Genomic DNA, 13173 nt, shown 5'->3' on the forward strand with positions numbered 1-13173 from the left:
GCTTATACAACAACGTTGTAGGTAATTTACCAACCCAAGAAACTGAATGGAGAAAATTCAAAACCAGAGACACTCAATAGAGACTTTTTATTTCAGTTTAGCGCGAATGCTGGAAAGAGCTTCTTACTATGGTCTTCGAGCTCTAGTTGTTCTTTATATGGTTGGAGAAACACTGAAAATGGAAAACACAGAAGCGTTAACTATCTACGGTTGGTTCACAGCTTCACTAGTTTTTTCTCAAATCATTGGAGCTCTTTTTGGAGACTTACTCATTGGAAACAAGAAATCGATAATTATTGGTGGAATTGTTCAAGCATTTGGAGCTTTTGCATTATGTATTCCTTCGATCTACGGACTTTATATTGGTATATTCCTCATTGTTTTAGGAAGTGGATTTTACACACCTAATATTATAGCAAATTATGGAAAGTCATATTTAAACAAAACAAAACTATTGGACGCTGGATTTACAATTTTTTATCTAGCTATAAACATAGGAGCATTTCTTGGTTCTTTTTTAATTGGTTATTCAGGAGAAGAATTTGGATATAATATTGGCTTTATAATTAGTGGTTTATTGATATTAATATCATTGATTCCAATTATAAAAACAAAAGAGAAAAAATTACCAATAGGCGAAAAAACATCAATTGGAAAGAGAATTTTGACTATAGCTATGGCTTTCATAATTGTCGGACTTTTTTGGGGAGTTTATGAAATTTCCAATATTCGGATTTTAGACTTGCAAATTCAATTAGGCGAGAACTCAACATTAGGCATATCCAAAAGTATATGGCAATCTTTGAATTCTGTTTTCACTTTGCCAATCAGTTTAATAGCAATTATAGTCTGGACTTACTTTTATAATTCTCAATTCTTCAAATTGCTAATTGGATTTATTTTTGGTGCAATTGCATTCGGAATTATACTCTATATTCCAGAAATACCAGAAGAAAAACATACGATTTACTTTATAGCATCAATGCTATTCCTAGCAATATCTGAAATTCATATTGCACCAATCATTCATTCAATTTTGACAAAATACTCAAACCCAAAATACCTAGCTATTTTAATTAGTTTAGCTTTTGTACCAACTAAAATATTTGCCATAATTTTTGGCATATTTCACGAGAAGATTTATGACAATCCAACTTTAGGAATAAAATTTGGACTAATAGCAATGATTCTGATAAGTATTGGAATAATTGGATATATAATAATAGATAAAAAAACTACCTACAACAACGTGTATAATTAATTGCTTTGGCAAGTATTTGTTTACTAAATTAGTTACTTAAACACGCAACTAACCATACACAAGACCGTTATAAAATATTAGAGAAAACCAATGATTGAACAATTAATAGAAAGAACAAATACAACAGAATTCTATCAAGATGGACATTTACATTTGACTGAATTAAAAGGTCTGATTGGTCAATATAAAACTATGGAATTCAATTTTATAGCTGAAGAGCAAGACGATTTTGGAAAAATGCATAATGTTGAGCATTGGAGATTAATTGCACACAAAACAATAGATTTTAACGGCATTTATGCAGACTTGTATCTTCCATACATTAAAATGAAAATTTTAACTGACCATCCTCTACTTTGGACTTATAATAAAGCGGAATTGGAATGTGAATTAATAAATTTTCCTAAAAATCCAAGCGAATTTATGGGCGATTTATTCTTTGAGTATGAAAAAGTTGCAGGAAATTGGATTCCGCTTCACAAGAATTTTTGGGCTCTGAATAAATATTATAAACAAAACGGGAAGCGGAATTTATCGATACCGAAACCTTTAAAAGAACCGATTGAAAACGTGTGTAAAAAACACGGAATAGATTTTAAAGTAAAAAAGGAAACGGACGGATATGATAAAGGTTATGCGAATAGACCACATGCTAAACTTCTGATTTTTGGAAATGAAGATGTTACTCCAAACGATCTTAGTTTAGGTCAACCATATATTATTGCAGATGAATTTATAGCAAGTCGAAAATAAAAACATGTGATAATAATGTATATGAAAAAATAGCGAAAATTATTACAAACACAAAGGTTTGGGCATTTTTGTAAAGTTAGCAAATTTTTAAATTTGACGATTTCCAATAAAAAAGATAAATAGTAAAATTTAAAAATTCGGCTTGTGTTTAATCCGAAAAGTTATCGCTTATTTTTAGCACTACTTTTTATATACGAGACGTTGTGAAACATTAGAACAAACATTGAAAACAACTACAAAAATACTATTATCAATCGGACTAATAATTCTTTGGTCTTGCAATTCCACGCAGCCGGAGAAATTCACAATTAGTGGACAAGTAACTGACTTTAATGGAAATCCTATAGATAGTGTTTCTGTTCATCTTAAAAACAAATCTTTTGAAAACATCTATTCTTCTCTAACCGATAAAAATGGAAATTATTCCTTAAAAGTGAACAAAGGAGATTACTATTGTTTATATGCTATAAAAGCATCTGAATATAGAATAAATAAACTTGAATATTGGATGTGGTATGTTCCGGTTCATAATAATATGATAATTAATCCACAATATGACCGAATAGAAATATATGGAATCAATGTTTTTGAGCCTCAAGTTACACCACAAAATACTTATATGATATATTTTAGACCTATGAGTCTTTCAAAAACATTAGAGATTGTAAAAAAACAAAATATCAATTCGGAACAATTTGTAAAAACAAAACAGGCGGAAAATATTATCAAAAATGAAAAATTCATTGACGTTTCACCTATAGTCATTTCTGAAAATGATTTAGAAATTAAAGTCAATGATAAAAACGCACGAATTTTAAAAATTCAAAAAATAAAGGAATATGCAAGAGAGATTTCTATGTATGGTTACATCGTACAAATTGAAAAGCCTGAACAAGAAAATGTAAATAATTTAGATTATGACAAAATTTCCATAGTTTTAAAATCTTCCGAAACTGGTGAAAAAGGAAAAGGAGAAACCTTTGTGAAATTGATAAAATAACGTTGCACAAAACACCCTATGTAATTAATGTCTAGTTTTCGTCTACTTACAAAAATCTTATCGGATTTTCTATTCTATTTGCTAAATTAGGTGCTTAAACCACGCCACTAACTCATACACAAAATCGTTGATTTGTAATTCTAAAACACCTTATAGTTCTTCTCTGTTTCTATCTAAAGATATGTAATACAAGCAAATAAACACGTTGTAAACAATAGAAAACGATTACCTCCATTCAATAACTTAACGCAACAAATCTAAATTAATAGCTTTGTAAAAAGCGAGTAAAAAGACATAGAAATTTGCATAAAGAATACGAAAAGGTAACACAAAAGATACATGCCTTATCCTACTTTTGTTTGAGTTGCAAACCGAAGAAAATAAAGCAATAAGTGTGTCTTTATGTATGTGGAAAACAACTTCACTAAAACCAATATAAATGAAAAACATTCTTCTATTTCTAGCAGTAATAACCACTATGTTTTCATGTAAAGAAAATAAATCTACACCTCAATTAGTAACTATAAAAGAGAATACGTTAACCACAGTATCAAAATTTCCAGAGCGTGTACCTACTTGTGAACCCAATAAAAAACTGTTTGATGCCGTTCCGCATCTTGATACATACGCAGTATATAATTTTAAGCATGTTGGTTGTACAAAACGCGGACTTGTGGCTCAATACGACCACCCTACAGAAGAATTCTACGAATTTACTTTCACCATTAATGAAGAGGTCAATGAAAACAAAACCATGTTCAATTACTTAAGAGTAGGTTACAATGGTGCCGTAAAATTAAACATCGAAGGCACTTACGTTAGCGATCTACATATATTTGACAATGCGTTTATGACCACCACAAGTGAAGCTGAATACGATGAGGTAAAGTACAATGCCACTTATAAGGAGAAATACATTATTATAATCACCTTACGAGGTAAAGACTTATCTAGCAAAGCGGCCATAGATAGTTATGTGAAAAATTATCTTGAAGCGATTAATAAAGACTTTCTTGATTAATACTAAAGGAATAATCTAATGAACCTTACGAGAGAAATATTCATAGAAAAGGAATGAGTAGTCTTGCATTTGACCTTTATTTTGAGTTCTTAAAAGACAATTACGAATTAGAAAGCATATCTAATTACATAATAAATACCAATAATCGAAAAGGAATTACAGACACAGGAAGAAAAAACGACTGCCAACAAAATATATAAAACATTGCTATTAAAAGCTTTTACAAAGTTTTTTATATATTTATGAGACCGCTAAATTTTTAAATTTAGCTCGTGTATAATTCGGAAAGTTAGGGGCTATTTACAGGCCACTAACCATGAACAAAAACGTTACCAGCAAGCTGAAAAAACACTATGGCTTAATGAAAAAATGAGCTGATAATAGAATTTAGAATAAAAATAAGGGATTGCATAGATGACAGAAATAACTTTTGAATACTGGAATAAACTTGCTGAACAAACAATTACAATTAGTTCTTTACTTGGTGGGTTTTCGATTGCTGTAATTGCAAATTTATTAGTTTCGGAAATGAATACTAAATTATCGAAAACAATTATGGTTGTTTCAACTTTAGCTGCAAGCTTCTTTTTAATTACTGTTTTTGCAATGACTAATGTATTAATGAAAACAACAGTTGGATATCCTTTTAAAGTAGTCGATAATGATTTATCTCTTCCGCGAATTTTAGGTTCTATCTCATTTTTTTTAGGAATTGTATCTTTAATTGCCATGATTTCTTTAGCGGGTTGGACTAAATCCAAAAAAATGGGAAGATTTACCACAATAGTTGGAATTACAACATTAGTATTAATATTGTTTATGACAACGTAAAGACAGAATTGAATAAAAGCCATTAGATAACACCGTATCTGAAAATTGCTAGTTTGGTCTGGTTACAAAAATGGATAACGCCAATTTACTAGTCTAGTGTCTTGCAAATTTTATAGAATTTGTAAGCTTTTTCCTTGATGTTTTTTTTGAGTGAAAGTTGCGGTAATTTAAACAAAACAATTTGTCTTAAAACATTGTCTTTTACGGTTTCCCGTTTTTATGCTTAGTTGTAAAGAATTATATTTAGTAAATAAATTAACATTATCCCTTTTTTTAGTCTTGATAAGCGATTATTTAGTTTTGATAAAAGGAGTTATATTGCATTTAAACGAACATCTGAACTGAATGACAGAATCCACTAGAGCACTTATAAATCTAAATGGTAATGAAGAAACAATTACTAATATTGATTTTACTTCTGTAGTTAATATTACCTATACAGAAAATGTTGAACTCGAAAAGAAAAAAGTTGTATTCCGAAAATGTATATTCAGACAAGGAATTGTATTAATGATTGACCTTACTCAAACCAAAATATCTGAAATGGATTTGATGTTTGAGGACTGTATCATTGAAAATAATAAAGAGAAAAATGAAATCAAATCCAATAAACAAAATCAAAAGTTCTTTTTATATTTTAATACTTGTCTAATTCGAGATATAGAGTTAGATAAATGTGATTTCACTAATGCATCTTTTTTTAAAAGTCTAATTCTAGAAAGGTTATTAATAACAAATTCTTCAATTAGAATTATCTCAATTAGAAATAGCCTTGGGTCTGTATTTATTAACAATAATCCCAAATCTAAATTGTTTATTTATTATGCTGATGATAATCTTTTCATCGAGGATTATATTTTGAGAAAAGTTAATAGACTAATAAAAAAAAGAGATTCGCTCAATAAGATATTTTCACACAAAACAAAATTTCACATATCTAATGCTCAAGAAATTTCTATTGAGTTCAAAAAATCAACTGAAAACGGAATTAAGCGAATAAAGAACGAAGATAAGTCATTAAAAGAAGCCAAATACTACTTAAAAGAAAGTGAGCTAAAAGAACTAGACATTTCAGTTTCAATTAGTCTAGAATCGGATATTACTAAAAATATAAAGATTTCAAATTGCATCTTAAACGCACTTTCATTTAAAGGAGATTCAAACACAATTATTGATATTAAGCATACAACTTGTAATCGTTTATTTATTGATAAATTTAGTAGTTCAAAACTATTGCTTTACGATTTTCAAGCTACAAAAGAAGAAAGTAAATTAGAAATTAAAAATTCAGATTTATCAAATACTTGGTTCAACAAAGTTCGATTAAATAGCTTCGATATAGTTAGCTTTTATAGAACTACATTAGAAAACACCAAATTTTCTGCAACTGAATTTCCGAATTCTATTGAAGCTTTAGAAAATATTCATTATCCACTAGAAAAAGAATCTGATTATTTCAATAATCAATATGAAAATTATAAGCAATTAAAAGTTGCTCTGGCAAATCAATCTGACCAAATTCAAGCATTGCAAATGCATCGAAAAATGTACGAAGCAATTAGACAAAGCAAGAAACTAACTAGTCAAGATAAATTCATCTTATTCTTAAATAATATTTCCAACAAACACGGAACGTCAATTACGCATTCATTTTTCTGTTTTTTGGTCATTCTATTTGGTTTATATGTAACTTACACATTAGCATTACCAAAAGCACCATATTCAATTGGTTGGAATGGCTTTGGCTCATTTTGGGAAAGTATTTGCGAAACGACAAATTTTATTCTAAATGAATGGAAAAACTTGTATGCTTTAGCAAATCCAACTCATAGATTGAGCCAGTTAATAGAAAATAATTTAGGACAAGAATTATCAGGAATGAACTATTTCATTTCTTTCTGTTCAAGAATTTTAATCGGTTGGTGTTATTACCAATTCGTAAGTGCTTTTAGGAAATTCGGAAAGAAAATTTGAATAAAAAACGCAATATAACAACGTGTATAATTCATTGCTGGTTATAGCCTACTTACGAAAGTCCTCGCGGACTTTCTATCTGTGATTTATTTGCTAACTTTAATGCTTAAACCACGCAACGAAATCATACACAAACACGTTGTAAGTAATTTAAACAAACCGTGATAATACGAAAGGAAATAAAGGATGACAATGAACTTTACTTATATTTCAATGGAAAATTGATTTATAAAAGATGGTTGAATCTTGGCTATTCTAAAGTCTTTGATAAAATGGCTTATGGAAAAGATACTTTCGTAAGTATTGTAACAGACGAAAACGGAAAAACGAGACATAAGAGAAAAATATTTATAAACGGAGAATTTTGTGAATCTAAACAAGATTTTTGGAATAAATACGTTGCGGAAATCGACTCTGAATCGGCAAAACATTTTGGAAAAAATCTTGATGCTTTTAATGACGCTATAACAGTAGAAGGTCCAGGTTTTCCAGGAGATTGTATTATAGAAATAATTGGAACTGAAAAACTGGAAAAAGTATTCGGAAAAGATGATTATGATTTTATTATAGATTTATTGAGAAACGCTGAATTCGTAGATTTAATAGTGGAAAAATCAGAGGTGTGAAATACAAAAATATTCCTTCAGCAATTCACAATTTTGGACATAGTTTTTTAAGCTATGAAAATTATGTTGATTCTGATTTCGTAATTGATGAATTGAATAAAATAAGTGGAAAGAATTATGACATAAAAATTGATTGGAAAACTAAAGAATTCCAACCAAGGACAATGATTTCTGACCGAATTACTAAGTCAATTGGTTATTGGTATGATAACATAAATGAGCATTTCAAATCACAAAACGTGGAATTTGACTCTCTAAAATCATTTGAATTAATTTGGGAAAATGGAAAAAGACCAAAAGTTATTGCGACTGACGATAGAGGAAAATTTTACGAAAAGGAAATAACAAATACATTATAAACTGAATAAAAAACTACTTACAACACCGTATATAATTTATTGCTAGTTCTAGCCTACTTACGAAAATCCTCGCGGATTTTCTATTCGGTTTTTATTTGCTAACTTTAGTGCTTAAACACGCAACTTTCCATATACATAAACGTTGTGTGTAATTTGAGAACATGAATAGAAAAAGAAAAATTATTCTGGCAATTTCCATAATAATCCTTGGATTTATAACATTTCGATTGTTTTTTATGAGTTACTATTATGACTTTTCGGAATACTTGACCCTTAAGGACAAAATTGTTTGGACGGAGAATAGAAAACTTAAATATTCTGACTTTAATTTTACTACAGACCCCGAATTAAAAGACCTTGACGCAAGAATAGGACTTCACTCCAGGTTTAATGTAAATGACCCGATTTTATTTAGGTCGCATACAGTTTTTGAGCCTAAAAACGCAAAAATATCTGACACAACTGACCCAAGAGATTTAAGAGTTGCTCAAGTTAAATTTGATTTACTTGAAACGTATCGGCGCAGAATGGAAAAAGAAGTTGATAGTTTTAGAAAATTGAGCGTAAAAGATTTAAAAGCATCCGATTTTGATAAAATGCATAGACGTTATTATTCTGATTTTAAAAAAGAATGGTTAAGTTATAATGATTCAATTTATAACATACGCACATTAGAACGTTTGGAAAAGAAAGTAAAAAATGAATTGAAATAAAAACTACACACAACACCGGCTATAGTTCATTGCTTCTGACTTTCCTTGCGGAAAGTCCTCGTAAATTTGCTATCTTCGGTTTACGGCGGAAAATCCTCGCACACAAACACGCAAAATTTTATACACAAAACGTTGTACACAATTTGACTACGAAAATGAAAAAAATATTAACACTGTTAATTCTGACTATCTTTTTTGGATGTGACAAAGATGATGGATATGAATCAATTGAAATAGACAACAGTCCTTTAACACACGCTGAATTAGGCTTTGAATTAGAAGAGCCTGAAACTATATTAAATGATATTGCAAAAGGAAGTTTTGATAAAAATATTCAAAATATTTTACGACAAATGTTTGATAACTTTCCTGAACCAGCGGAAAGATATTGGGAATTTGAATATATAGAAGACACAAACAGACTTTCTAAAATGACTTTTTATTTACCACATTATTCAGGCTGTGAAAAGAATATTTTTGTCTTCCATTACAATCTTGAGAATCTTATTGAGTCAATTGTGTCAACAAGAACTAATCTTTGTAATGAATATGAAGTTATAAAAACTTACACATTTAACTACAACAATAATGGACTTCTAAAAAGTATTTTTATGGATAACGACTATTTCGTTGAGGAAAACTACTTTGGTTATTATCCAAACGGAAAAATCAAGGAAATTTATAATGACCATCGAGGAAGAGGTTTTGATGTTAGTTTTGGACACCAAAAATTTTACTATGATTCTACTTTTTCAAACGTTACGAGAGTAGAACACACAAGTGGAATTAATTACAGTTATACTTATAAATATTTCTACGATAATAAAGAGAATCCATATAAAGACCTTTTTATTGCAGTTTCAGTTTTTATGCCATACATCGGACCAGCATATTTATCTGAGAATAATGTAACAAAAGTTATTGAAAAAAACGAAAATAATGTAAATGGTAACGAATTCACAAATGAATATCTTTTTAATTTCTTTAATTCAAATGTTTTAGAAAGCTATTCTGATATGGACGAGGAAGAGTTTCCATATATTTTATATTCAACGAACCAATAAAAACTGTGTACAACGTACTGTGGTAAAAAACAAGTAAAAAGGCATTAATTTTCCACTAAAACACTTCTATAATTATTATCATAGGTTAATCCTGATTTGGCTATGGCAAAAGCCTGTTTTAGTGAGGGTATTACACACGGCTATTAATGCTAATTTTTTACTCTTTCCTTTGGCAACTATGCGCTCATTAAGTTCCCGACATATACTTATTGGGTTTACAAGCATTAAAGTGCCGCAAAAAAAGCAATTAATCTATACATAGACATACCATTTCATTTATCTTTAGATTATAAAACACCAAATAGGGTATATCAATTATCTGCCTAAAAGCAATTTTAACCTGTAGCCATATTTCAGGACTAGACATTCCCTTATCAGAACTAAATTAAATGCTTAGACCGAAAAGGGAAAGACTTATTTAGCATACTATTATAAACGTAACTAAAGTTAATCCGAATTAATACCATTTATCACTTATTCTTTTTATATCTATTATAGCTTCCGCTATCATTTGATCTGATTTGTCTGCATACTGTATCATCCCAAACTTATTGATAGCCTCAGCGGGAATCCCAAGAAAATCAAAAGCCGTTATTAAAAAAGGAGTTGCAAAATTCACACTTTTGTAAGGTTCCATTCCAAAATCACTTCCACTTGTCATTAATATCAAAGCTTTTGTATCTTCACATAACCCTTTAATACCAGTTTCAGTATATCCAAAAGTCTTTCCGGCCTGTATAACAGCATCAAACCAAGCTTTTACTGTTGCAGGTATTGAAAAATTATACATAGGGCTGGCCAAGACAACAAAATCTGTATCTAATAATTGTTGCATCATTTTATCGTTTTTAGCTAACACTTTCTGTTGTTCATCTGTAAGTGCTGCGCCACCAAAATTTCTATTGACATAAAGATTCAAATTTTCTTTTAATAACAAATCTGGAGCTTCCTCTGCTAAATCAACAAATGTGATTTCTGTTTTTTCTTGATTATTTTCTATAAAAAAATCAAGCATTTTTTTTGTATTTGAATTCTCTCTTGGCGTGTAGCTTAGAATTAATGTTTTTTTCATTTAAATGTTCTTTTATTATTATGAACAAATTTATACTAAATTTGCTATACAAAATATAGCACTATACTAAAGTATATCAGTATCCTTTAGTATAGTGTATTGTTAAAGTAAATCTGAAAATGAACAAAAAAAAGAGTGACACGAGTATTTATACACCCACAGAATGTAAAAAATTTATTCTTCCTGTTCGAGATGTTATAGACATAATTGGAGGGAAATGGAGATTGCCTATTATTATAGCACTTTCTTTTAAAATTCATAGATTTAAAGAATTAGAACGTCAAATTGAAGGCATAACCCCTAGAATGTTATCCAAGGAATTAAAGGAGTTAGAAATAAATGGATTAATAAGCAGAGCGGTATTTAACACTATGCCTGTTTCTGTAGAATATAGTCTTACCGATTATGGAAAATCATTAGATAAAGTCATAGCAACAATGAGAGATTGGGGATTAACCCATAGAAACAAAATAAGGAATGAATAGCAACTATGCCTAATACCATATATAATTAATGGTTGGTTTTCGCCTACTTACGAACATTCCTGCGGAATATTCTATCTGTGATTTATTTGCTACATTAGATGCTTAACCAAGTCACCAATTATTACTGTAGGTAGTATGACAAAAGACATTCCATCTGTTACATTTAATCCTGAAAAACTCGATTCTGAAATCTCTAAAAATTTCGGTTTTGAAATTGTGCCTATTGAAAAAATTGCAAAATTTAAAAATAGGGGGAGTCATAATCCAGAATTGCCGCATCAGCTTAAGTTTTACAATCTCATTTTTTTTACAGCAGGCACTGGAAGACATTTTATCGATTTTAGTTGGTTTCCAGTACAACAAAATAGTTTAGTGTATTTAACCAAAGAACAAGTTAATGCCTTCGAATTTTCAGAAACACTAAAAGGGTTTTGTATCATTTTTACCGAAGCTTATTTTGTGGATTGTTTTTCTAACTTGTCTAAAGATTTTGTGTTCAGATTATTTAATCCGCAACTTTTTTCTCCCATATCACAGATTCCTAAAACTTCAGATTTTATAGATTATTTTTATCTTTTGCAGAAAGAATATAACGCGTCTGGCTCTTTTAATCAGAAAAATATTATTAATGCGTTGTTTACTATTTTAATATCTAAAGCTGAAGATATTAAGCAACACCAAACCTTTCATATTAAGGATGCTTCAAAAGTTAACCTATTTCATAAATTCACTTCGCTAATAGAATTAAACCTATCAAAAAGTAGGAATGCTAGTTTTTACGCCAAAGAATTGGCCATATCCTACAAGCATTTAAATACCGTTTGTAGAGAACTGGTTAATAAAACGGCAAAACATGTTATTGATGATTATATTATTCTTCAAGCGAAAAGAAACCTAATCAATTCTAGCATGAAAAGTTCAGAATTGGCCTATCGTTTAGGGTTTGAAGATCCTACCAACTTCACTAAATATTTCAAGAAAAACACAGGATTAACCCCAAAAGAGTTTATAAATTCACTTATAAAACGGTAATGGTTCAACTTTAACCATTTTAACACCGGTTTTCATCTTTTCTACACGCTGTAGTTGTTTCATCTTTGTACCATAATTAAACCCAAGAACATGAAACACATCATTACAACGGTTGCTGTTGTGCTTTTAACAACTATTAGCCATGCACAAAGTCAACAGCAAATCAATAACAACTTAGAAAAGATGGAAACGACCTCAGTAAAATCAAATAAAGACAAAGCGAAAGCTTTAATTACAAGTTTAGAAACTGGCGATAAATCGACTATTGCCTATATTAATCCAACGCACTACACCCAACACAATCTTGCCGTTGCCGATGGGTTGAAAGGTTTTGGTGACGTCTTACATCATGCTCCAGAAGGCGGATTTAAAGCCAATGTAGTGCGTGCTTTTCAAGATGGGAATTATGCGATTACGCATACAGAATACGACTTTTTCGGACCGAAAATAGGGTTCGACATCTTTAAATTTGAAAACGGTCAGATTATAGAACATTGGGATAATTTTTCAGATTTAGCGCCTACAAATCCAAGTGGAAGAACGCAATCGGACGGTGTTACAGCGGTTATAGATTTAGATAAAACAGAACAAAACAAAGCCTTGGTAAAAGACTTTGTAAATACTGTTTTAATTGATGGGGAGTTCGATAAAATGTACAACTATTTTGATGGCGACAACTACATACAGCATAATACAAGGATTGGTGATGGAGTTTCTGGTTTGGGGAAAGCGCTAGAGGACATGGCAAAACAAGGCATTACTATGGTGATAAACAAAAATCATATGGTGTTAGGTGAAGGTAATTTTGTGTTAACTGTTAGCGAAGGTACTTTTGCAGGTATACCAACATCTTTTTATGATTTGTTCCGCGTAGAAAACGGAAAAATCGCAGAACATTGGGATACCATTGAAACCATCTTGCCAGAATCTGAACGAAAAAACAACAACGGAAAATTTAATTTTTAATTATAACTTTTAAATC

The 13173-nt window shown here is 30.1% G+C and carries 15 protein-coding genes and 1 pseudogene; 14 read left to right on the top strand and 2 right to left on the bottom strand.

Annotated features, from left to right (window positions below; translation table 11 throughout):
* Positions 1-46: 46 nt before the first annotated feature.
* The 11 genes from Q1B05_RS06445 (at position 47) to Q1B05_RS06495 (ending at position 9602) form a co-directional block, all read left to right on the top strand.
* The gene (locus Q1B05_RS06445) at positions 47-1261 is read left to right on the top strand and encodes an MFS transporter (RefSeq protein WP_299778827.1); all 1215 of its coding nucleotides are present in this window, start codon (positions 47-49) and stop codon (positions 1259-1261) included.
* A gap of 90 nt (positions 1262-1351) precedes the next feature.
* Positions 1352-2014 (top strand): hypothetical protein, encoded by a 663-nt coding sequence (locus Q1B05_RS06450; protein ID WP_299778829.1) that lies wholly within the window; start codon positions 1352-1354, stop codon positions 2012-2014.
* Between the two features lie 223 nt (positions 2015-2237).
* Positions 2238-3014 carry a carboxypeptidase-like regulatory domain-containing protein gene (locus tag Q1B05_RS06455; protein ID WP_299778831.1) on the top strand — a complete coding sequence of 259 codons (777 nt, stop codon included), beginning with the start codon at positions 2238-2240 and terminating at the stop codon, positions 3012-3014.
* A 439-nt stretch (positions 3015-3453) separates the two neighbouring features.
* Positions 3454-4035 carry a hypothetical protein gene (locus Q1B05_RS06460; RefSeq protein WP_299778833.1) on the top strand — a complete coding sequence of 194 codons (582 nt, stop codon included), beginning with the start codon at positions 3454-3456 and terminating at the stop codon, positions 4033-4035.
* 53 nt (positions 4036-4088) lie between these two features.
* The gene (locus Q1B05_RS06465) at positions 4089-4235 is read left to right on the top strand and encodes a hypothetical protein (protein WP_299778835.1); all 147 of its coding nucleotides are present in this window, start codon (positions 4089-4091) and stop codon (positions 4233-4235) included.
* 214 nt (positions 4236-4449) lie between these two features.
* Positions 4450-4866, top strand: coding sequence for a hypothetical protein (locus Q1B05_RS06470; protein WP_299778837.1), 417 nt, complete (start codon positions 4450-4452; stop codon positions 4864-4866).
* 345 nt (positions 4867-5211) lie between these two features.
* On the top strand, positions 5212-6840 hold the full coding sequence (locus Q1B05_RS06475; RefSeq protein ID WP_299778839.1) for a hypothetical protein: 1629 nt from the start codon (positions 5212-5214) through the stop codon (positions 6838-6840).
* 221 nt (positions 6841-7061) lie between these two features.
* A complete protein-coding gene (locus tag Q1B05_RS06480) occupies positions 7062-7466 on the top strand; it encodes a barstar family protein (RefSeq protein WP_299778841.1) in 405 nt (134 codons plus the stop codon).
* Positions 7463-7825 (top strand): hypothetical protein, encoded by a 363-nt coding sequence (locus tag Q1B05_RS06485; RefSeq protein WP_173282404.1) that lies wholly within the window; start codon positions 7463-7465, stop codon positions 7823-7825. Before Q1B05_RS06480 ends, Q1B05_RS06485 begins: the two co-directional genes overlap by 4 nt.
* 161 nt (positions 7826-7986) lie before the next feature.
* Positions 7987-8538, top strand: a complete 552-nt coding sequence (locus tag Q1B05_RS06490; protein WP_044634158.1) for a hypothetical protein — start codon at positions 7987-7989, stop codon at positions 8536-8538.
* Between the two features lie 155 nt (positions 8539-8693).
* Complete coding sequence (locus tag Q1B05_RS06495) at positions 8694-9602, top strand: hypothetical protein (RefSeq protein WP_299778851.1); 909 nt, start codon at positions 8694-8696, stop codon at positions 9600-9602.
* A gap of 44 nt (positions 9603-9646) precedes the next feature.
* Here the strand turns inward: Q1B05_RS06495 and Q1B05_RS06500 are convergent.
* Together Q1B05_RS06500 and Q1B05_RS06505 are read right to left on the bottom strand one after the other, a co-directional pair.
* Positions 9647-9885: pseudogene (locus Q1B05_RS06500) on the bottom strand (IS110 family transposase); the annotation flags it as partial.
* Between the two features lie 174 nt (positions 9886-10059).
* Positions 10060-10674 (bottom strand): NAD(P)H-dependent oxidoreductase, encoded by a 615-nt coding sequence (locus Q1B05_RS06505; protein WP_299778853.1) that lies wholly within the window; start codon positions 10672-10674, stop codon positions 10060-10062.
* A gap of 119 nt (positions 10675-10793) precedes the next feature.
* Here Q1B05_RS06505 and Q1B05_RS06510 point away from each other — a divergent pair, with 119 nt between their 5' ends.
* The 3 genes from Q1B05_RS06510 (at position 10794) to Q1B05_RS06520 (ending at position 13157) form a co-directional block, all read left to right on the top strand.
* Positions 10794-11159, top strand: a complete 366-nt coding sequence (locus Q1B05_RS06510) for a helix-turn-helix domain-containing protein (protein ID WP_299778855.1) — start codon at positions 10794-10796, stop codon at positions 11157-11159.
* A gap of 135 nt (positions 11160-11294) precedes the next feature.
* Positions 11295-12191 carry an AraC family transcriptional regulator gene (locus tag Q1B05_RS06515; protein ID WP_299778857.1) on the top strand — a complete coding sequence of 299 codons (897 nt, stop codon included), beginning with the start codon at positions 11295-11297 and terminating at the stop codon, positions 12189-12191.
* A gap of 90 nt (positions 12192-12281) precedes the next feature.
* Positions 12282-13157 (top strand): hypothetical protein, encoded by an 876-nt coding sequence (locus Q1B05_RS06520; RefSeq protein WP_299778859.1) that lies wholly within the window; start codon positions 12282-12284, stop codon positions 13155-13157.
* The last annotated feature ends 16 nt before the right edge of the window (positions 13158-13173 follow it).

Source organism: uncultured Formosa sp. (assembly GCF_947500765.1).
Lineage (GTDB): Bacteria > Bacteroidota > Bacteroidia > Flavobacteriales > Flavobacteriaceae > Formosa.